This is a genomic window from Brachybacterium rhamnosum (genome assembly GCF_039526185.1).
GTDB lineage: Bacteria > Actinomycetota > Actinomycetes > Actinomycetales > Dermabacteraceae > Brachybacterium > Brachybacterium rhamnosum.
Genome location: NZ_BAAAIS010000002.1, coordinates 308,948 through 328,753, shown reverse-complemented (window position 1 = coordinate 328,753; position 19,806 = coordinate 308,948). Strand labels below are relative to the sequence as shown.

The following is a 19,806-nucleotide window of genomic DNA, read 5'->3' as shown; positions in this document are numbered from 1 at the left end:
GCCGTCGGGTCCGACGGACGGGCTCAGAGGCCGTCGATGATGAGCGCGGTCGCGTCGAGCCAGGCGTCCTTGGTGCGCGGGTGGATCCGCGACCAGTCCAGGTGCGAGCCGTCCACGAACTGCTTCTCGAAGGGCACCTCGACGACCGCGCGGGTGTGCGCGCCGAAGTGCGCGAGCAGGCGCTTGCGCAGGGTCGGGTCGAACTTCCCGGCGGAGCCGTGGGACAGGATCGTCACGGCGTGGTCGACCTGGCCGGCGAGCCCCGTGGCGCGCAGCTCGTCGATCATCCAGGCGGCCGCGTTGAAGGTGTCCTCGCGGACGGTCGAGACGATGACCAGCTGGTCCGCGTTCTCGACGGCGGCGAGCCAGTTCGAGGCGCGCACGTTGTTGCCGGTGTCGATGACCTTGATCCGGTAGAAGCGGGAGAGCGAGTCGTTGAGCTCGCTGAACGCCTCCGCGTCGATCGAGGCCATCGAGCCCGGGTCCTCGTCCGAGGCGAGGATGTCGAAGCGCATGCCGCCCTGGGGGCGCACGTAGGGGTCGAGATCCGCGGCGCTCGCGTGCGGGCCCTGCATCCTCTCGATGTCGTGGAGCAGGTCGACGACGGTGCGGTGGTGGTCCGTGGGCACGCCGCGCCAGCCGAGCGTCCCGCGGGTCTCGTTGTTGTCCCAGGCCAGCACGTTGCCGCCGCGGGTCACGCCGAGCGTCGCCGCGATCATGAGCGAGGAGGTGGTCTTGTGGGCGCCGCCCTTGAGGTTCACCACCGCGATGTTGCGGGGGCCCTCGAGGGGGCGGCGGATGCGCTCGAGGCGCTCGTGCTCGAGGCGCTCCTTGCGACCCGGGCGCGGGGAGATCCGGCCGCCCGTGAGCTTGGTGAGCGTGCCCTGCCATCCCTGCGCGGCCTTGACGTGCACGCCCTTCGCTGTCGAGGACTGGAGGTCCTGCAGCGTGGGTCGCGAGGCGGCGGCGGCCGTGACGGAGGGGAGCGGGCGCGCGGCGGGAGCGGGGGCGGCCGTGGGGGCGGCGGTGGTCGACGCGGCGGGGCGCCCCGGGACGGCCGACGGCGCGGGCGCCGCGGAGCTCGCCGATGCGGCCGACAGAGCCGAGCCCGCCGATGCGGCCGAACGAGCCGACGCCGCGGAGCGCGCCGCGGCGGGGGCCCACGGCGAGGGGGCGTCGGCCGCGGAGGCGGTGGTGTGCTCGCCGTCCTGGTCTCCCGCGGGCGGGAGCGCGGCGGCGCGGCGGCGGTGGGCGCGGCTGGGGCGCACGCTCCCGTCCTCGTCCAGGGCGGGGTGCTCGTCGGTCGCGGGGGAGCCGATCGCGGCGTGCTGACCCGTGGTCTCCGCGGCGGAGGGGGCCTCGAGGGGGGTGTCGGCGGAGGGGCCGTAGAAGGGGCGGTCGTCCGCCTCGCGGCCGGTGATCCGGCCCGAGGGCTCGACCCGCAGGTGGTGGTGCACGTCCGGCTCGACGATGACGACGTCGACGGGGGCGTCGGCCTCCTGGGCGGCGGTGATGAAGACCTGCTTGACCCGGGACCGGATCTCCACCAGATCCTCGCCCTCGAGCTCGACCGTCCCCGCGGGGAGATGCACGGTGGCAGAGGTGTCGGAGGTGATCCGCGCCTGCGCGATCATCGATGGTCCCTTCCCAGGTCCGGACGGCCGGCGCCCGGACGGCGCGACACGCGTACCGCACCACTGTACGGGCGCCCGGCCCCCGCGTGCCCGCCCGGGGCGCCGATGGTGGACGGCGCCACTCCCGCGGCCGTCGGCTAGCGTGACGCCATGCGCGCCCGCCTCCTGACCCGAGCCGCCGCCCCCGAGGACCCGGAGCGTCCGAACGAGGACGTGGCCGGGGTGCTCGGCGCCGCGGCCGTGCTCATCGACGGGGCCGGGATGCCGGCCCGGTTCCGCGCCGGCTGCTCCCACTCGGTGGCCTGGTACGCCCGCACCCTGACCGCCCGCCTCCTGCTCGCCCTTCAGGACGAGGGCGCGGACCTGCAGGGCAGCCTCGCCCGCGCGATCGGCGAGGTCGCCGCGCTGCACGCGGGCACGTGCGATCTGGACCGCGGTGGCCCCTCCGCGACGGTGCTCGCCGTGCGCGTGCGCAAGGGTCTCCTCGAGCACCTCGTCCTCGCGGACTCCTCCGTCCTGCTCGAGCGCGCCGACGGCACGATCGAGCGGATCAGCGACGAGCGGGTCGAGGAGACGGTCCGCGCGCACCGTGACCCGGAGGTGGTCGAGTCGCTGCGCAACGCCCCGGGCGGCTTCTGGGTCGCGCGGCACGAGGTGGAGGCGGCGGGGGAGGCGCTCGTGGGCGCCGTCCCGCTCGCGGACCTGCACCGCGTGCACCTCGTCTCCGACGGGGTCACGCGCGCGGTGGACCTGCTGGGGCTCGTGGACGACGACGGCCTCGCCGCGGCGCTGCGCACCGATCCCGAGGCTCTGCTCGACCGGATCCGGGAGGCGGAGCTCGGGCTCGATCCCGCGCGCCGCCAGTGGAAGATCCACGACGACGCGACGCTCCTGGTGCTCGAGGGCCTCGACGAGGCCTGAGCGCCCACAGCCGGGACGATCGCCCTCTGTGGCGAAGGGCACGCCGCGCCCGCGGGCGTCCCGGGCGGCCGGCCCCGCCGAGGGCTCGGCAGAGCGGGAGGAGTCCAGGCCGGGCGTCGTTTCTGACGACTGCCCACGAGTCCGGGCGGCTGCTCACTTTTTCAACGTTTTCTCAGTTACTGGGTGCTACCTGCGAAAACATGTCGGCGTCATGCGTTGTCACGAGGCGCGGAGGGGCATAGACTCGCTACCGAGCGGACGGCCCGGAGGGGTCTTCGGGGGAGGCCCCGGAGGATCCGGGACGAACTGCTCGAGGGGGCTCCTCCGCGGCGCCCCCGGTGATAGCTTCATAGATGTGCCGCTTCTCAGGACCCCCCTCATGGGGAGCGGCCGGACGGGCTCTGTGCCAGGTTCCCCCACCTTTGGCTGCCCGTCCTGCCTGTTCGCCCGCACCCACCCCTGACGGACGACAGGCCTGATGAGCGGTCCGTGAGCCCCCGCCTCGTGCGGTTGAGCGCTCCGGGCCGCTCATCTCTTTCTTCTCCACCCCGTCGCGCACGCGCGCGAGCCACGACGGCGGCCGCCCCGGGACCCGATCCCGGGGCGGCCGCCGTCGTCCTGCGCTCAGGCGCCGAGGATGCTCACGTCACTGCCGGGATCCAGGCGATAGCCCGCCCCGCGCACCGTCGAGATGAGCTTGCGGTAGCGACCGAGCTTGGTGCGCACACGACGCACGTGCACGTCCACCGTGCGCTCACCGGTCTCCTCGGGCGCACCGGCCCAGACCGTCTCCATGAGCTCCTCGCGGGAGACGGTGCGTCGCGCGTTGCGTGCGAGATGGGCCAGCAGCTCGAACTCCTTGTAGGTGAGGTCGACGTCCGTGCCGTCGATCCGCACGCGGCGGCCGTAGAGGTCCGCGATGAGCGAGTCGTCCGGGGCGGAGGAGGCGCTCGACGGGCTCACGGCCGTGGCCTGCAGGGCGCGGCGGCGTGCGGCCTCCGCGTCCCGGCGGGCCGGGGAGTTGGGCGAGACGACCCCGCCGCGGCGGGGACGCAGCGGGCTGATCGCCGCCTCGCCGGTGCGGCGCGGCGGGAGCGAGCGCACGGCGCCCGTGGCGCGGAACGTGTGCGGGCTGTTCACCGAGACCGACGTGCGGCCCTGGCGGGTCGCGGTCTGGCGCTGGGCGTGGCTGCGGAGCTCGTCGGCGATGAGCGCCGCCTCCACGTCACCGGTGCCGGCGGGGAGGGTGAGGGTCAGGGTGATGGTGACGCCGTCCTCCACGGGGGCGGCGGCCCGCTGCAGCGGACGGCCGGTGACCGGGCGGGCATGCGTGGGGCCGAGGGTGGCGGGGCGATCGAGGGCGATGGTCATGATGCGGATCTCCAGGGTGCGGCGCGGTGCGCGGCGGGTGGTGGATCCGGGATCCCTGCGTGATCCTGCCGGTGGCGGATCGAAGGGGCTGTACTCCCGGGGGCACCTGGAGCCCGCGCCTTCCGGCCGGCTCCTGTCAGCCGACCCCGTGGGTGTCTCGAGCGATCAGAGGCTCGGCTGACGGCGCATCATGCGCATCATCATGCACATCATCATCATCGAGCACATCATGGCGCGGGCAGCCCGGAGGGCGGCCGGCGCGGGGCGCACTACGGTGCGCGTGCTGATCGATGACATGCCAGGAAGCATGCCGGGAAGCCGCCCCGTGAGCAAGGGGCTGTTCACATTCCGGGACCGCGAGAGGGTCAAAAGGGCTCTGAACTGTGAGTTCCCTGGAGCCTGAAGTGTCACGCAGGCCCGGACGCACAGCGCCCGCCGTCCCCGGGGTGGGGACGGCGGGCGTGCAGGGGGAGGTGCGGGGGTCGCGGCAGGGGGTCTGGGACCTCGCTCAGCGCTTCTCGTAGGAGAGGCAGTCCGCGGCGTCGGCGCCGGCGCCCACGCGCACGGACTCCGCCGTGCATTCGAGGTCCTGGTTATGGATGCAGTCCGCCTTCTGGCAGGCGCCCACCTGGGTGACGACCTTGCTGAGGCCGCCCTTGACGTCCAGCGGGATGAAGGTCGCGCAGGAGGTGTCCTGGCCGACGGTCACGGCGAAGGCGCCGCAGGCGTGCTCGTGGTTGTAGGAGCATCCCGAGACGGTGCACTCGGAGACGCGGGGCATGTCGACGGCGGTCATGGGTCCTCCTGGGGGTGGCGGTGCTGCGGATCGCGCCGGGGGCGCTGGCGCCAGTGTGGACCCGTTCCGCCGAGAATTCCAGGAAGGAATGCATTGCCTGCGTCCATTCGGAAACATTCTCCGAATAGAAAACGGTGACCTTTTTGAAAAGATCGATCTTGCGGGAATCCGTGCAGGTTGCCGCAGAGCTCAGCGCCGGCGCAGGACGATCAGCGCATCGGGCAGCGCCGCGGGGGAGCCGTCGGGTGCGGTCACCGGGCGCGAGCGGTCCTCCGCGACCTCGACCTCCCAGTCCTCCTCCGCGGGGGCGAGCAGCTCGAGCTCCTCGGCCGCGCCGAGCATCCGCGGGCCGTGGCCCTCGTGCAGGGCGGCGGACCGCGGCGGCGGCGCCGCATGGGACAGGATCGCCAGGCGTCCGCCCGCGGTGACGGCGCTGCCCGCCCGGCGCAGGATGCCCGTCCGGTCCAGCGCGACGTCGGAGTGCAGGAAGGACGCCGTCACGAGATCCGCGCTCCCCGCCGCCGGCTCCCAGGCGGAGAGGTCCTGCGCCTCGAAGCGGGCGCGACCGGTGATCGCGGCGCCCCGGCGGGCGGCCTCCTCGCGTGCGCGGCCGATCGCCGTGGGGGAGAGGTCCAGGCCCAGGGCGTCCCAGCCGTGCTCGGCGAGCCAGAGGACGTCCCCGCCCTCCCCGCAGCCCAGGTCGATCGAGCGGCCCGGGGTCCACGCGGCGGCGACGTCGGCCAGGGTCGCGTTGACCTTCCCCGACCAGATCGGGGCGGAGCCGTAGCGCTCCTCCCAGTGCTCGAGCGGGGAGCGGTCCGGGTGGGGGGAGGGGTGCGTCATCAGTCGACGACGCCGAAGAGGCGGTCGCCCGCGTCGCCGAGGCCCGGGACGATGTAACCCTTCTCGTTGAGCTTCTCGTCGATCGAGGCGGTGACGATCGTCAGGTCGATCGCCGGATCGATCTGCGCCTCCATCGCGGCGAGGCCCTCGGGCGCGGCGAGCAGGGTCACGCAGGTGATGTCCCGGGCGCCGCGCTCGTGGAGGTAGTCGACGGCCGCGATGAGCGTGTGCCCGGTCGCGAGCATCGGGTCCAGCACGAAGCACTGGCGGCCGGAGAGGTCGTCCGGGAGACGGTTCGCGTAGGTCGTGACCTCGAGGGTCTCGTCGTTGCGGACCATGCCGAGGAAGCCGACCTCCGCGGTGGGCAGCAGGCGGGTGAGGCCGTCGAGCATGCCGAGGCCGGCGCGCAGGATCGGCACCACCATCGGCTTGGGGTTCGCGAGCTTCGTGCCGGTCATCGGGGTCACCGGGGTCTCGAGCTCGACGGGGGCCACGGCGACGTTGCGGGTCGCCTCGTAGGCCAGGAGCGTCACGAGCTCGTCGGCCAGCTGGCGGAACACCGAGGAGTGGGTCTCCTTGTTCCTCAGCACCGTGAGCTTGTGGGCGACGAGGGGATGATCGATCTCGAGGGTGCGCATGGGGGCGAATCTACCGGAGGCTCCCGGACGTCGGGCATCGACCGGATACTCGTTACCATGACCCGCTACCGCTTCTTCACGGCCGTCACCCTCGACGGGTTCCTCGCGGACGAGCACGACAGCCTCGACTGGCTGCTGTCCCAGCCCACCGGGGAGGAGAGCGTCCTGCCCTACGACGCGTTCATCGCCGACGTGGGCGCGATCGTCACCGGGCGCTCCACCTACGACTGGGTGCAGGCGCACGAGGGTGCCGTCGAGGGCGCCTGGGTCTACACCGAGCCCACCTTCCTGTTCACGCATCGTGCTCCCGCGGGGGTCCCGGAGGGGATCACGGTCGTCTCCGGTCCGCCCGCCGAGCACCGCGTCGCGATCGAGGCGGCCGCCGGCGGGAAGGACGTCTGGATCGTCGGCGGCGGGGACCTCGCGGCCGCCTTCGCCCGGGCCGGGATGCTCCACGAGCTGTTCGTCTCGATCGCCCCGGTCACGCTCGGAGCGGGGAAGCCGCTGCTGGGCGGACGGTTCGACCTCGAGCTGCTCGAGACCGGACGCAACGCCGGCTTCCTCGAGGCGCGGTACCGGGTGGTGGAGGCGCGCTCCTGACACGGGGGAGGATGGTCCCATGACCGACGACGAGCTGATGGGCCTCGCCCTGGCCCAGGCGCGCGCCGCCGCGGACCGCGAGCCGGCGGACGTCCCCATCGGCGCCGTTGTCGTCGGCCCCGGCGGCGAGGTGCTCGCCGTGACCGGCAACCGCCGTGAGGCCGACGAGGACCCCACCGCCCACGCCGAGGTGCTCGCCCTGCGCGAGGCCGCCCGTGTGCAGGGCCGCTGGAACCTCACCGGCTGCACGCTCGTCGTCACCCTCGAGCCGTGCACGATGTGCGCCGGGGCGATCGTGCTCTCGCGCGTGGAGCGGGTCGTCGTGGGGGCGATGGACCCCAAGGCCGGCGCCGCGGGCTCCCTCTACGACCTCGTGCGCGAGCCGCGGTTGAACCACCGGGTCGAGCTCACGACCGGCGTGCGCGGGCAGGAGTGCGGGGACCTGCTGCGGGAGTTCTTCCGCGCGCGCCGCCGGCGCTGAGGTCCCGCCCGCGGGACGCCGCCGGGCCGCCCGCCGCCCGTGTCGTACGATCCTGGCCTGTGATCCAGCTCACCGGCGGGCTCGAGGCCCCGCCGCCGAGGACAGGGGACCCGCCGTGGCCGCACCGATCATCCGCGAGATCCGCTCCGACGACCTGGGCCGCCTGGTCGCCCTCTGGGACGCGACCCGCGCCGCGGACGTCAGCGAGCGGGAACCCGTCTACGGCCTCTCCGAGGTCCTCGCCTCCGCGCAGGCCGACGTCGCCGTCGTCGCCCTCGCCGACGAGGACGGCCCGCTGCTCGGCGCCGCCGTCGGCCGCGCCGCCCACGAGCAGGGCTGGATCGTCTACCTCGGCGTCCACCCGGACCACCGGGACGGCGACCTGGGCCGCACCCTCCTGGACGCCCTCGAGCGGCGCCTCGCCCTGAGCGGCATCGCGACCCTGTGCAGCCTCGTCCCCGCCGATGACCCGCTCGCGCGGGACGTGCTCGCGGGCGCCGGCTTCACGCTCGAGCACGAGCTGCGCTACGCCGAGCGCCGCATCCCCGTCCAGGCGCGGGACCTCGCCCTGCTGCGCGAGCTCGGCGGCCGGATCCTGCCCCGCGGCGCCTGGGACGCCGTGGGCGGCATGACCGCGGAGAAGGAGCTGCTCGAGCGCCGGCTCGTCATGCCGCTCTCGCAGCCCGAGGTCGCCGAGCGCTTCGGCGTGGTGCCGCCGCGGGCCGTGGTGCTCTTCGGACCGCCGGGGACCGGCAAGACCACCTTCGCGAAGGCCGTCGCCTCCCGCCTGCAGTGGCCCTTCGTCGAGGTGATCCCCTCGCGGCTCGGCGGGGACCCGGCCGGGCTCGCCTCCGCCCTGCGCGAGACCTTCTCGCGGATCTCCGAGCTCGAGAAGGCCGTCGTCTTCATCGACGAGGTCGAGGAGATCGCCTCCCACCGCAAGGGCGACCCGCCCTCGCCCACGCAGGGCGTGACCAACGAGCTGCTGAAGATCATCCCCGCCGTGCGCGACCAGGACGACCGCCTGCTGATCTGCGCCACGAACTTCATCCGCTCCCTCGACAGCGCCCTGCTGCGCCACGGCCGCTTCGACTTCGTGCTCCCGATCGGCCTGCCCGACGCCGCCGCCCGGCACGCGATCTGGGGCCGCTACGTGCCGCCCGCGGTCGCCGCCGAGGTGGACCTCGAGGCGCTCGTCGCGGCGAGCGAGGGCCTCACCCCTGCGGACATCGAGCACGGCGCCCGCCGTGCCGCCCAGCGCGCCTTCGAGCGGGCCGTCGAGGCGCCGTCCGACGGTGAGCAGGGGTCCGGGCCGTCGACCGCGGACTACCTCGAGGCGCTCTCCGGCCTCCGCCCGACCGTGAGCGCGGAGGTCGTCTCCGACTTCTTCGAGGACATCGAGGCGCTCGGGCGGCTGTAGCGCCGCCGCCCTCAGATCCAGCCGTGGCGGCGAGCGATCGCGGCGGCCTCGTGCCGGTTCGCGGCCTGCAGCTTCGCCTGCGCGCTCGAGAGGTAGTTGCGCACCGTCCCCTCGGCGAGGTGCGCGCGGCGGGCGATCTGGTCGACCGGGGCGCCGTCGGCCGCGTACTCGAGGACGTCGGCCTCGCGGGGGGTGAGCGGGGAGTCGCCCGAGGAGATCGTCTCCGCGGCGAGCTCGGGGTCGATCGCCCGGCGGCCCGCGGCGACGGTCCGCACCGCGGCGGCGAGCTCCCCGGCGGCCGCGGTCTTGGGCAGGAAGCCCAGCACCCCCTCGGCGAGGGCGCGCTTGAGGTAGCCGGGCCGCGCGTGCGAGGTCACGACCAGCACCCGCGTGGCGGGGGAGACCGCCGCGACCCGCCGCGCGAGCTCGAGGCCGTCGCCGTCGGGCATCTGCAGGTCCAGCAGCGCGACCTGCGGCTGAAGGCGCCGCGCGAGCGCCTCGCCCTCGGCGCAGCTCGACGCCTCGCCGACCACGTCGAGGTCCTCCTCGAGCGAGAGCATCGTGGCGAGCGCCGAGCGGATCAGGTGCTCGTCGTCGACCAGGATCACCGTGGTCCTCTCGATCCCTTCCGTCATCGCTCCCTCGCCTCCGTGGTCCCCGTGAACGCGGCGCGGAGGACGAAGCGCTCGCCCTCCCGGCCCGCGGTGATGCGCGCACGCTCGCCGAAGCGCTCCCGCAGGCCCGTGATCCCGCTGCCCTCCATGTGCTCCTCCTGCTCGGCCCGCTCCGGCTGCGGGCGCAGCCCGTCGTTGTCGACCTCGACGCCGTCGCCGCCCAGGCGGATCCGCACCGACCGGGCGTCCGCATGGCGCAGCACGTTCGTGCCGCCCTCGCGCAGCACCCAGGCGGCGGGCTCCGCGAGCGCGGCGGGGACGTCCTCCGCCCCGCCGATCACCGTCACCGACGCCCCGGCCGAGCGGAGCAGCGACACCGTGCCCCGCAGCTCGGCGGCGAGGTCCACCTCGCGGTACCCGCGTACGAGCGCCCGCGTCTCGGCGAGGGAGCCGCGGGCGATCCGGGCCACCTCCCGGCTGTGCTCGGCCGCCCGCGGATCGCCCCGCTCGACCAGCTGGGCGACGAGCTCCCCGGTCACGGCGATCGCGGAGAGGTCCCGGCCGGTGACGTCGTGCAGGTCGCGGGCGAAGCGCAGCCGCTCCTCGGCGACCGCGAGCCGCGACTGAGCGACCCGGGCGAGGTCCAGCTCGCGCACCAGGGCGGCGAGCCACAGGGAGCTGCGGCACGCGCCCACGAGGCTCGTGAGCACGACTGCGAGGATCACCGCGGCGAACAGCGAGAGGCCCAGCGGCACCATGAGCAGGGCCGCCACGGTGATCGCGCCGCCCGCCCAGGTCCACGGGACGCGCAGGGCGAGCGTCGAGACCCCGCCGATTACGCACCCCACCGCGACGTTCACCGTCGTCGCACCGAGGGCGAGCACCACGAGCGAGGCGATGGCGGGGAGCACGGGCAGGACCAGGGTGTGCAGCGGGCCGCGCATCCAGCCCACGCGGGGGAGGGAGCCGGCCGGGCCGGGAGCGGCGGGGCGCCGGGCCCAGGCGGCCGTCACCTGCCACCCGGCCACGCTGCAGAGCACGGTCGAGACCCCCACCAGGGCGACGGTCGTGACGGTCCCCGGGACGCCCTCGCCGGCCGCGCGGAGGAAGAGCGCGGCGAGCGCCGGGATGGAGCCGACGAGGAGCGCGACGGACCAGATGGTGTAGTCGCGGAACACCTCCCACGGCCGGCCGACGCCCGGCGCCTTCCCCTCGATCGTCCGCGTCATGATGGTCATCCTCTCAGGTCAGGCGGTCCGCAGGTGTTCCGGGCCGGATCAGCCGCGCGGCTCCCAGCGCATCTCCCGCCGCACCGCCCACAGGCCTAGCACGAGCCAGGCGACGAGCACGCCGAGGGGCTTCAGCGCCGCGGACCACGGATCCTCCGCGAGCCAGCCGAGCTGGAGCAGGTCGTCCATCGCGGCCGAGGGGATGAGGGAGATCGCCCGCTGCGCGACCTCGGGCAGGCCGTCCGTGGGGATCGCGCCGGCGCCGATCACGAGCAGGGCGATCACGGGCAGGGAGGTCACGCCCGCCGCCTCGACGGTGCGGGTGCGGTTCGCGGTGAGCAGGGCGAACGGGACCATGACGAGCGCGCCCGCGGCGATCCCGGCGATGACGAGCACCGGCCGCTCGGGCAGCGGCAGGTCCATGAGCACGATCGCGAGCACGGTCATGAGCACGGTCATGACGGCGGCGATCGCGAGCGCGGGCACGGCGGCCGCGGCGAGCACGGTCGCGTCCGAGGCCTCGCCGGTGCGCAGGCGCTTCAGCACGAGCTCCTGGCGCCGCGCGACATAGGTGGAGAGCAGGTTGTAGTAGACGATGAACACGAGCGCGATGACGAACTGGGCGCCCAGCAGGGGGATCAGCTGGGCGGGCGCGAGCTGCTGGTCCTTGAGCAGCGCGGCGAACAAGACCGTGATCGCGGGCGGGAACGCGAGGGCGAGGAAGAGCTGGGTGCGGTTGCGCACCAGGAGCGTGAGCTCGGCGCGGGAGAGGCCGACGATGGCAGGCATGGGAGGTCCTTCCGTGGGTGGGGCAGGGGTCAGGAGGCGAGGGCGAGGAACACGGACTCGAGGCTCGCGGCGCGCGCGTCGAGTCCGCGCAGCGGGACCTGCTCCGTACGGGACCAGGTGAGCAGCGTGTGGAGGTCATCGGCGAGGGACTCGGTGGAGACCTCGAGCCGGCCGCCGCGCAGCACGGCCTCCCCGTGCAGTGGCGGCGGGAGCGGGGCGTCCTCGGGGAGGTCGGCGCGGATCCGGGAGGGGTGCCCGGCGACGACCTCGTCCACCGTGCCCTCGCGGACGATCCGGCCCTGGTGCATGATCGCGAGCCGGTCCGCGAGGGACTCCGCCTCGTCGAGGTAGTGGGTGGTGAGCACGATCGTGGTGCCCTGCTCCTTGAGGCCCCGCACGAGCTCCCAGGCGCGGGAGCGGGACTCGGGGTCCAGGCCCGTCGTGGGCTCGTCGAGGAAGAGCAGCTCGGGGTCCCCGGCGATCGCGCAGGCCAGGTCGAGGCGCCGCACCTCGCCGCCGGAGAGGGAGGAGATGCGGGTCCCGGCGCGGTGGGTGAGGTCGACGGCGGCCAGCAGCTCGCCGACGGGGCGCGGGGCCGAGAGCGTCGAGGTCCACATGCGCAGAGCCTCCGCGGCCGTGAGGTCCGCGGGGAAGCCGCCGCTCTGGAGCATGAGGCCCTGGCGGGGGCGCACCGCGCGGCGGTCCGCCACGGGGTCCATGCCGAGGACGCTCACGGTGCCGGCGCTCGCCGGGGCGAGGCCCTCGAGCACCTCGAGGGTCGAGGTCTTCCCGGCGCCGTTGGTGCCGAGCAGGGCGAAGAGCTCGCCGCGGCGGACCTCGAGGTCGATGCCGTCGACGGCGGTGTAGGCGGAGGCGCCGCGGCCGTAGCGGCGGGTGAGCCCCCTGGCGGAGAGGACGGGGTCTGCGGTGCTGTTCGTCATGGGGACCAGCCTGCCGCCGCGGGCGGCGGGGCGGCAGGGCGCCCGGTCATCGGCTCCGGTGCGATCCTCACGCCCCGGTCATGACATTCCTCAGGTCGCGGGGTACAGCGCCCGGAAGTGGTCGCAGCGCCCGGGCACGTAGTCCGGCTCGAAGCGGATGGCCGTCACGTCCCCGCGCGTGCGCGAGGCGACCAGGCGGTCGAGGTAGAACTCCCAGCCGGGGCCGATCATCTCCGCGGCCTCCGCCTCCGCGACCCGCTGGCGCAGCGTCACCGCCGTCCACCCGGGGCCGGCCTCCTCGACCGTGAGCTCGAGGACCCACGGGTCTCCCGCCTCCCCGGTCTCGAGCTCGAGCCGCCGCGGGCCGTCGCACACGTGGACCCTCGCCTCCATCCACGGCCGGCCCTCCTCGGCGTCCATCTGCACCTCGATCCCCGTGGCGGGGTCGCCGCGCCAGGTGCCGAACCAGGTCGCGGTCTGCGCCGGGTCGGTGAGGGCGCTCCAGGCGTCCTCGACGGTGCCGGGGAGCAGGCGACGGATCGCCAGGCGACCGTCCGGATCGAGGGTCGAGGAGGGGCCGGCGGGGGCGTCGCCGAAGCGGGGCAGGTGGTCGCTCATGGGCCGAGGGTAGTCCTGTGAACTTCGTTTCTCCGTATGAACAGGGGTGCCGGAAAGGGGCGCTTGGATGCTTCACTGCCTGACGTGATCACTCTCGACGGACTGCGCAAGGTCTTCCCCGCCCCCGGCGGCGGAGACCCCGTCGTCGCGCTCGACGGCATCGACCTCCACCTGGACGCCGGCCGCATCCACGGCATCGTCGGCCGCTCCGGCGCGGGCAAGTCCACGCTCATCCGCTGCCTGACCGGCCTCGAGAAGCCCACCTCGGGCCGCGTCGAGATCGACGGCACGGACGTGGCCGCCCTCGACGGCGCCGCCCTGCGCGGCGCGCGGCGGAACCTCGGCATGGTGTTCCAGCACGCGAACCTGCTGGACTCCCGCACCGCCGCCCAGAACATCGCCCACCCGCTCGAGATCGCCGGCGTGCCCCGCGCCCAGCGCGAGGCGCGCGTCGCCGAGCTCGTGGAGCTCGTGGGCCTCTCCGGCCGCGAGCACAACCACCCCGCCCAGCTCTCCGGTGGCCAGGTCCAGCGCGTCGGCATCGCCCGCGGCCTCGCCGCGGAGCCCAAGGTGCTGCTGTGCGACGAGCCCACGAGCGCCCTGGACGGCGGCACCACCCGCCAGATCCTGCGGCTGCTCGCGGACCTCCGCGAGCGCCTCGGCATCACGGTCGTCATCATCACGCACGAGATGGCGGTGGTCCGCGAGGTCTGCGACACCGTGACCCTGCTGCAGGACGGCCGCGTCACCCAGACCGGCGACCTCGTCGACGTCGCCGCGGATCCCCACGGCCCGCTCTCCGGCGAGCTGATCCCGCTGCCGCCCGTGCCCACGGGCGTGGTCGGCACGATCCTCACCTGCGACTACGGCGACTCCGGCACGCTCCGCACGAGCGAGGACCTCGTGCGCGCCGCCGAGCGCCACGGCGCCCAGGCGCAGATCGTCGCCGGGACCATCGAGACCATCGGCGGCCGCCAGGTGGGTCGCGTGCAGCTCGCGCTGCGCGGGGCCGACGGCCGCCCCGCGGGGCCCGAGCTCCTCGCCGCCCTCACCGCCGAGCTCACCGAGGCCGGCGTCGTCGCCCGGGAGGTGGCCGCATGATCGAGACCCTGCAGGAGTGGGCGCAGAACCGCGCCTTCACCGAGTGGACCGGCACCGGCAGCCTCTGGTGGTCGATCCTCGTCACGCTCTACATGACGGCCGGCACGATGGTGCTGACCGTGCTGCTCGGGCTGCCGCTCGGCGTCGCGCTCTTCGAGACCGAATCCTCGCCGCGCCCCGCCGTGCGCGCCGCGAACCGGGTCGTGGGCTTCGTCGTGAACGTGCTGCGCTCGTTCCCCTTCTTCATCCTCATCATCGCGCTGATCCCGCTCAGCCAGCTGCTGCTGGGCCGCTCGACCGGCCCCAACGCGGCGATGCTCGCCCTGGTCATCGCCTCCGTGCCCTTCGCGGCGCGGCTGTTCGAGCTGAACCTGCGCGAGATCCCCGCCGGGAAGATCGAGGCGGTGCAGATGATGGGCGCGACCCGCTGGCAGGTGATCCGCCAGGTGCTGATCCCCGAGGCGCTGCCCGGCATCATCGGCTCGATCACCACCACCACGATCGCCGTCATCGGCTACACCGCGATGGCCGGCTCCGTGAACAGCGGCGGCCTCGGCCAGCTCGCCTACAACCGCGGCTACACCGGCTACCAGACCGAGATCATCGTCGCGACGGTGATCCTGCTGGTCCTCATCGTCATCGCCGTGCAGTGGATCGGCTCGCGCCTCGGGCGCGCCGTCGACCACCGCGCCCGCACCGCCTGAGCCCCCTCCCCACCCCTCCTCGGAAGGTCCACCCCTCATGAGCATCCTGAACCGTCGCTCCCTGTTCGCCGTCTCCGGCGTCGGCCTCGCGGCCGCCGGCCTCGCCGCCTGCGGCGGCGGCTCCTCCGACGGTGACTCCCTCGCCTCCGACGGCGGCGTCACCACGATCCGCGTCGCCGCGACCCCCAAGCCGCACCTGGAGATCCTCCAGTTCGTCTCCGACAACCTCGCCGAGGGCGCCGGGCTGAAGCTCGACCTGCAGGAGCAGTCCGACTACAAGGTCCCCAACCGCCTGCTCTCCGACGGCGAGGTGGACGCGAACTACTTCCAGCACAAGCCGTACCTCGACACCGAGATCAAGGAGAACGGCTACGAGATCACGGCCTTCGAGGGCGTGCACATCGAGCCGCTGGGCCTGTACTCCGACGCGCTGAAGAGCATCGACGAGCTGCCCGACGGCGGCGAGATCGCGATCCCGAACGACCCGACCAACCGCGGCCGCGCCCTCGCGCTGCTCGCGGACAACGACGTCATCACCCTCACCGACGGCATCGAGCCCACCGAGGCCACCCCGGACGACGTCGCCGAGAACCCCAAGAACCTCACCTTCTCCGAGGTCGACGCCGCGCTCATCGGCCGCACGCTCGCGGACTACGACGCGGCCGTCGTCAACGGCAACTACGCGATCGAGGCGGACCTCGTCCCCTCCGAGGACGCGCTCGTGCTCGAGGCCGGCGAGGGCAACCCCTACGCCAACTTCCTTGCCGTGCGCACCGAGGACATGGACAACGCGGCCCTGAAGAAGCTCGACGACCTCCTCCACTCGGAGGACGTCAAGACCTTCATCACGGACACCTACAAGGACGGCTCGGTCATCCCGGCGTTCTGATCGGCGCGGACATCGTTCCGACGCGCCACCACGGGGGGCCCGCCTGCAGTTGCAGGCGGGCCCTCCGGACGTCACGGGCCCGCTCAGACCCGCGCGGTCGCCCCGAGCTGGTCGAGCAGCCAGGCGAGCTCGTCCGCCCGCTGCTCCCACTTGCGGTAGCGGCCCGAGCGGCCGCCGTGCCCGGCGACCATCTCGCAGCGGAAGAGGATCGGCCGCTCCGTCTGGTCCGAGGTGACCGTCTCCCGCAGCCGCGCGACCCACTTCGCCGGCTCGACGTAGAACACGCGGGTGTCGTTGAGGGAGGTCGAGGCGAAGATCGCCGGGTACTCGACGGCGCGCACGTTCTCGTAGGGCGTGTACTCCTTCATGTACCGGTAGACCTCCTCGCTCTCGAGCGGGTTGCCCCACTCCTCCCACTCGCCGACCGTGAGCGGCAGGCTCGGGTCGAGGATCGTGGTGAGCGCGTCGACGAAGGGCACGCCGGCGATGATCGCCCGGAAGCGCTCCGGCGCGAGGTTCGCGACGCCGCCCATGAGCAGGCCACCGGCGCTGCGCCCCTCCGCGGAGAGCCGGTCCGGCGCCACGAGGCCCTGGTCCACGAGGTGCGCGGCCGCGGCGACGAAGTCGGAGAAGGAGTTCTTCTTCGCGAGGATCTTGCCCTGCTCGTACCAGTCGCGGCCCATCTCGCCGCCGCCGCGCACGTGGGCGATCGCGACGACGAGCCCGCGGTCCAGGAGGGACAGGCGCGTGGGCACGAAGGACGGGTCGATGCTCACCTCGTAGGAGCCGTAGCCGTAGAGGTAGCCGGGGGCGGTGCCGTCCGCGGGCACGTCCGTGCGGGCCACGAGGGAGATCGGCACGGCGGTGCCGTCCTCGGCGGTCGCCCAGAGCCGCTGCTCGCGGTACAGCTCGGGGTCGTATCCGGGCACGGGGGTGCGGCGCAGCACGGTGCGCTCCCCGGAGGCCACGTCGACCTGGGCGACCGTCGCGGGGGTGAGCAGGCTCGTGAGCTGGTAGCGCAGGGCGGGGGAGTCCCAGGCGGGGTTCGTGTCGAGCTCGACCACGTCGAGCTCCCCGCCGTCATCCACGTCCCAGGCGGCCTCGACGTCGAGGGAGCCGTCGGCCCGGCGGGGGATGACGCGCACCGCGGCGAGGCCTCCCGCGCGCAGCTCGAGGGCGACGCAGCCGGCGAAGGACTCGACACCCAGCAGGCGCTCGCCCTCCCCGGCGCTCAGCAGCGGCGTCCAGGCGGAGGAGTCCGCGGCGTCGAGCGGCGCCTCGGCCAGCGCGAAGCCCTCCACCCCGTCGTTGTGCACGACGAGGAGGCGGTCACCGGCCCATTCGACCGTGTAGTCGACGCCGTCGCGGCGCCCGCCCGCGGGGCGCGGGGCGGCCGTCGGGTCGGCGAGGTCGAGGATCCAGGCCTCCGCGGTCGTCGTCGAGCTCGACTGCAGCACGAGGGCCTTCCCGTCGCGGGAGCGCTCGAACCAGACGGTGAAGCGCTCGTCGGGCTCCTCGAGCACGAGGTCGTCGGCCGACGGGTCGCCGCCGATCCGGTGCCGCCAGATCTGGTGCTGGCGCCAGGCGTCGTCCACGCGGGCGTAGAAGATCCACTGCTGGTCGGCGGAGAACGCGAGGCCGTAGCCGGTGCCGGTGACGGACTCGTCGATCACGGTCCCGGTCGTGAGGTCGTTGACGACGATCGTGAAGCGTTCGTCGCCCGCGAGGTCCACGGCGTGGGCGAGCAGGTCGTGCTCGGGGGAGGGGGCGAGGCCGCCGAGCGAGAAGAACTCGGCGTCCTTCGCGGCGGCCTGGGCGTCGAGCAGCATCTGCTCGCCGGGCAGCAGCTCCCCGGGCTCGATCGCGGGCACGCCGCCCGCGCCGCGGGGCAGCTCCGGCGACTCGGCGACGCGCGTGAAGGCGGGGTAGTCGTCCCCGGCGGTGGTGCGGGTGATGTACCACCAGTCGCCGCGGCGCACGGGGACGGAGAGGTCGGTCTCCTGGGTGTGGCCCACGAACTCCTGCACGAGCTCCTCTCGCAGGCCCGCGAGGTGCGCGGTGCGGGCGTCCGCATAGGCGTTCTCCGCCTCGAGGTGCGCGATGACCTGGGGGTCCTCCTTGTCACGGAGCCATTCGAAGGGATCGGTGACGGTGTCCCCGTGGTGCGTGCGGAGGGTCTCGCGGTGGGCGGGGCGCGGGGCGTCGGGGCCGGCGGCGGCGCCCGGGGCGGTGGAGGTCGAGGTCATGACGGCGAGCCTATCCGCGGCGCGCGGGCGGTGGTGCGCTGTGAGCCCGCTCGCAGGTGGGGAGGACGGATTGAACGGCGGGCGGGCGGGCCGGTAGGGTGATCGGCGGTAGCGTGTCCGAGCGGCCGAAGGTGCATCACTCGAAATGATGTGTACGGTAACCCCGTACCGCGGGTTCAAATCCCGCCGCTACCGCTCGTGACCAGGGACGCCGTCCCGGTCCGCGAAGGCCCCCACCGCACGGTGGGGGCCTTCGTCGTGTCCGGGCACCGCGACGGTCTCGTGAGGCGGACAAGCGCGTCCCGGAGCGTGGTCGTGGTGCCCGTCACCAGAGCGGTCCGGGGGTCTCGCCAGCACGGAACCTCCGGGTGGAGGATTTCCCCATGGCATCGTCCCCCTCCTCCTGCGAGACGGGCACCCCCGCTCCCGCCGTCCCCACCACGACCCTCGAGGTCCCCGTGATCATGCCCGGCGCCCTCACGGAGGACGCCGCCGCGGGCCGCACCCGCCACCCCGTGGTCATCGCCCTCGCGCTCTCCGCCGGGACCGCCGCGCTGGTCAGCGCCGAGTTCATCCCCGCGGGCGTGCTGCCCGGCATGGCCGCGGACCTCTCCGTCACCGAGGGGCGTGCGGGGCTCACCGTCGGCGCGACCGCCCTCGCCGGTGCCCTCACCGCCCCCACGATCGCCTCGATCGTGCCGCGCGCGGACCGTCGCACCGTGCTCCTGGCCCTGCTGGGCCTCGCCGTCCTCTCCAACCTCGTCGTCGCGATCGCGCCGAGCCTCGCCGTGGTGCTCCTCGCCCGCGTGCTGCTGGGCGCCGCGATCGCCGGCTTCTGGTCCTTCGCGCTCCCCGTCGGCGTGCAGGTCACCGGTCGCGGCCCGCTCGTCTCGATGACCGTCGCCCTCGGCACGAGCACCGCGACGATCGTCGGCGTGCCCGTCTCCTCGGTGCTCGGCGACGTGATCGGCTGGCGCGCCGTGTTCGCGCTCGTCGCCGTGGTCACCGCGCTCGCGGGCGTGATCCTCGCGCTGCTGCTGCCGCGGGTCCCGGCCTCGCCCGGCGCGGGCTTCGCCATGATGCGCGCGGCCCTCGCCAACCGCCGCCTCGTCGCCGGCGTCGCGGTCATCATGGTCGCGGCCTTCGCGAACTTCGCCGCCTACCCGTACATCCGTGTCGCGATCGAGGCGGTCGACGCCTCCGCGGTCGCCGTGCTGCTGCTCGCCTGGGGCCTCGGCGGTCTCGCCGGGAACCTGCTGGGCGGCTGGGGCAGCCGCCGCCTGCGCCCCGCGCTCGTCGCGGCGCTCTCCCTGCTCGCCCTCGCCCTCGTGGGCATGGCGCTCACCGAGCACACGGCCGTCCTCGCCCTCGCGGTCGTCGCCTGGGGCGTCAGCTTCAACATGGTCCCCGTGCTCACCCAGCTGTGGGTCGCCACGACGGAGCCCACGCGCGTCGAGTCCGCCGTGGCGCTGCAGGTCACGGCCTTCCAGATCGCGATCATGATCGGCGCGGTCGTGGGCGGCGCGATCGTCGACGCGCGCGGCCCTGACTCGGCCATGCTGCTCGGCGCGGGCTCCGCGCTCGTCGCGGTCGTCGGCTTCGCGGCGATCCGGGTGCGTCCGCGCACTGCCTGACCGCTCGTGAGGGTGGGCTCAGTACTCCTCGTCGAGGTTCTTCTCGAGCAGCGCCGCGAGCGCGTCGACGGCCTCGTCGGCGCCCTCGCCCTCGGCCCGCAGCGTGACCTCGTCGCCGTGGTCGGCGCCGATCGTCAGGAGCATGAGGATGCTCCGCGCCGGGACGGCGTCGCCCCCCTGCTTCTGGACGGTGACCTCGACGGACTGCTCCGTCGCGGCCTGGGAGAAGATCGCGGCGGGGCGGGCGTGGAGCCCGCTCGTGCTCGCGATCCTCACGGTGCGCTGTGCCATCGGCAGTGCCTCTCTGTGCTGCGGCGGTCCGGGAAAGGGTACCGCC

Annotated in this window: 21 protein-coding genes and 1 tRNA gene; 10 read left to right on the top strand and 12 right to left on the bottom strand. The window is 74.0% G+C overall.

Features of this window, described 5'->3' with window-relative positions; all coding sequences use genetic code 11:
* Positions 1–23: 23 nt before the first annotated feature.
* Entirely contained in the window at positions 24–1,634 is a 1,611-nt protein-coding gene (locus ABD080_RS03410) for a chromosome partitioning protein (RefSeq protein ID WP_343903647.1), read from the bottom strand.
* 150 nt (positions 1,635–1,784) lie between these two features.
* Here ABD080_RS03410 and ABD080_RS03405 point away from each other — a divergent pair, with 150 nt between their 5' ends.
* Entirely contained in the window at positions 1,785–2,555 is a 771-nt protein-coding gene (locus ABD080_RS03405; RefSeq protein WP_137769155.1) for a protein phosphatase 2C domain-containing protein, read from the top strand.
* A 624-nt stretch (positions 2,556–3,179) separates the two neighbouring features.
* On the opposite strand, the gene ABD080_RS03400 is transcribed toward ABD080_RS03405, so the two are convergent.
* Complete coding sequence (locus ABD080_RS03400) at positions 3,180–3,926, bottom strand: winged helix-turn-helix domain-containing protein (RefSeq protein ID WP_343903646.1); 747 nt, start codon at positions 3,924–3,926, stop codon at positions 3,180–3,182.
* 190 nt (positions 3,927–4,116) lie between these two features.
* On the opposite strand from ABD080_RS03400, the gene ABD080_RS03395 reads away from it, so the two are divergent.
* Positions 4,117–4,329, top strand: coding sequence for a hypothetical protein (locus tag ABD080_RS03395; RefSeq protein ID WP_343903645.1), 213 nt, complete (start codon positions 4,117–4,119; stop codon positions 4,327–4,329).
* Positions 4,330–4,434: 105 nt separating this feature from the next.
* On the opposite strand, the gene ABD080_RS03390 is transcribed toward ABD080_RS03395, so the two are convergent.
* From ABD080_RS03390 to upp, 3 genes are all read right to left on the bottom strand, one after another.
* A complete protein-coding gene (locus tag ABD080_RS03390; RefSeq protein ID WP_137769153.1) occupies positions 4,435–4,722 on the bottom strand; it encodes a DUF1540 domain-containing protein in 288 nt (95 codons plus the stop codon).
* Positions 4,723–4,911: 189 nt separating this feature from the next.
* The gene (locus ABD080_RS03385) at positions 4,912–5,565 is read right to left on the bottom strand and encodes a class I SAM-dependent methyltransferase (protein WP_343903644.1); all 654 of its coding nucleotides are present in this window, start codon (positions 5,563–5,565) and stop codon (positions 4,912–4,914) included.
* Positions 5,565–6,203 (bottom strand): uracil phosphoribosyltransferase, encoded by a 639-nt coding sequence (upp, locus tag ABD080_RS03380; protein ID WP_137769151.1) that lies wholly within the window; start codon positions 6,201–6,203, stop codon positions 5,565–5,567. Before upp ends, ABD080_RS03385 begins: the two co-directional genes overlap by 1 nt.
* A 57-nt stretch (positions 6,204–6,260) precedes the next feature.
* Here upp and ABD080_RS03375 point away from each other — a divergent pair, with 57 nt between their 5' ends.
* The 3 genes from ABD080_RS03375 (at position 6,261) to ABD080_RS03365 (ending at position 8,704) form a co-directional block, all read left to right on the top strand.
* Complete coding sequence (locus tag ABD080_RS03375) at positions 6,261–6,803, top strand: dihydrofolate reductase family protein (RefSeq protein WP_343903643.1); 543 nt, start codon at positions 6,261–6,263, stop codon at positions 6,801–6,803.
* A gap of 19 nt (positions 6,804–6,822) precedes the next feature.
* Positions 6,823–7,284: a tRNA adenosine(34) deaminase TadA gene (gene tadA / locus ABD080_RS03370; RefSeq protein WP_137769149.1), complete on the top strand. Its 462-nt coding sequence runs from the start codon at positions 6,823–6,825 to the stop codon at positions 7,282–7,284.
* A gap of 115 nt (positions 7,285–7,399) precedes the next feature.
* Positions 7,400–8,704: an ATP-binding protein gene (locus ABD080_RS03365; protein ID WP_343903642.1), complete on the top strand. Its 1,305-nt coding sequence runs from the start codon at positions 7,400–7,402 to the stop codon at positions 8,702–8,704.
* Positions 8,705–8,715: 11 nt separating this feature from the next.
* Here ABD080_RS03365 and ABD080_RS03360 read toward each other — a convergent pair whose 3' ends face one another.
* The 5 genes from ABD080_RS03360 to ABD080_RS03340 all read right to left on the bottom strand — a co-directional run bounded on the left by ABD080_RS03360 (position 8,716) and on the right by ABD080_RS03340 (position 12,895).
* Positions 8,716–9,339, bottom strand: coding sequence for a response regulator transcription factor (locus ABD080_RS03360; protein WP_137769147.1), 624 nt, complete (start codon positions 9,337–9,339; stop codon positions 8,716–8,718).
* A complete protein-coding gene (locus ABD080_RS03355; protein ID WP_343903641.1) occupies positions 9,336–10,547 on the bottom strand; it encodes a sensor histidine kinase in 1,212 nt (403 codons plus the stop codon). The genes ABD080_RS03360 and ABD080_RS03355 overlap by 4 nt, the downstream gene beginning before the upstream one ends.
* Before the next feature lie 48 nt (positions 10,548–10,595).
* Positions 10,596–11,336 carry an ABC transporter permease gene (locus ABD080_RS03350; RefSeq protein WP_343903640.1) on the bottom strand — a complete coding sequence of 247 codons (741 nt, stop codon included), beginning with the start codon at positions 11,334–11,336 and terminating at the stop codon, positions 10,596–10,598.
* Positions 11,337–11,365: 29 nt separating this feature from the next.
* A complete protein-coding gene (locus tag ABD080_RS03345) occupies positions 11,366–12,277 on the bottom strand; it encodes an ABC transporter ATP-binding protein (protein ID WP_343903639.1) in 912 nt (303 codons plus the stop codon).
* A gap of 90 nt (positions 12,278–12,367) precedes the next feature.
* Positions 12,368–12,895 carry an SRPBCC domain-containing protein gene (locus tag ABD080_RS03340; RefSeq protein WP_343903638.1) on the bottom strand — a complete coding sequence of 176 codons (528 nt, stop codon included), beginning with the start codon at positions 12,893–12,895 and terminating at the stop codon, positions 12,368–12,370.
* Between the two features lie 84 nt (positions 12,896–12,979).
* Here ABD080_RS03340 and ABD080_RS03335 point away from each other — a divergent pair, with 84 nt between their 5' ends.
* From ABD080_RS03335 to ABD080_RS03325, 3 genes are read left to right on the top strand one after another with little or no spacing between them, the layout of a single operon-like run.
* On the top strand, positions 12,980–13,996 hold the full coding sequence (locus ABD080_RS03335) for a methionine ABC transporter ATP-binding protein (RefSeq protein WP_168197986.1): 1,017 nt from the start codon (positions 12,980–12,982) through the stop codon (positions 13,994–13,996).
* Positions 13,993–14,700 carry a methionine ABC transporter permease gene (locus ABD080_RS03330; protein WP_264450980.1) on the top strand — a complete coding sequence of 236 codons (708 nt, stop codon included), beginning with the start codon at positions 13,993–13,995 and terminating at the stop codon, positions 14,698–14,700. The genes ABD080_RS03335 and ABD080_RS03330 overlap by 4 nt, the downstream gene beginning before the upstream one ends.
* Before the next feature lie 37 nt (positions 14,701–14,737).
* Entirely contained in the window at positions 14,738–15,589 is an 852-nt protein-coding gene (locus ABD080_RS03325; protein ID WP_343903637.1) for a MetQ/NlpA family ABC transporter substrate-binding protein, read from the top strand.
* An 83-nt stretch (positions 15,590–15,672) separates the two neighbouring features.
* On the opposite strand, the gene ABD080_RS03320 is transcribed toward ABD080_RS03325, so the two are convergent.
* On the bottom strand, positions 15,673–17,835 hold the full coding sequence (locus tag ABD080_RS03320) for a S9 family peptidase (protein WP_343903636.1): 2,163 nt from the start codon (positions 17,833–17,835) through the stop codon (positions 15,673–15,675).
* A 107-nt stretch (positions 17,836–17,942) separates the two neighbouring features.
* Here ABD080_RS03320 and ABD080_RS03315 point away from each other — a divergent pair.
* Positions 17,943–18,030: transfer RNA gene (locus tag ABD080_RS03315), tRNA-Ser, on the top strand.
* Between the two features lie 188 nt (positions 18,031–18,218).
* Positions 18,219–19,469 (top strand): MFS transporter, encoded by a 1,251-nt coding sequence (locus ABD080_RS03310; RefSeq protein ID WP_343903635.1) that lies wholly within the window; start codon positions 18,219–18,221, stop codon positions 19,467–19,469.
* Positions 19,470–19,487: 18 nt separating this feature from the next.
* Here ABD080_RS03310 and ABD080_RS03305 read toward each other — a convergent pair whose 3' ends face one another.
* Positions 19,488–19,760 carry an HPr family phosphocarrier protein gene (locus tag ABD080_RS03305; RefSeq protein WP_137769138.1) on the bottom strand — a complete coding sequence of 91 codons (273 nt, stop codon included), beginning with the start codon at positions 19,758–19,760 and terminating at the stop codon, positions 19,488–19,490.
* Between the last annotated feature and the right edge of the window lie 46 nt (positions 19,761–19,806).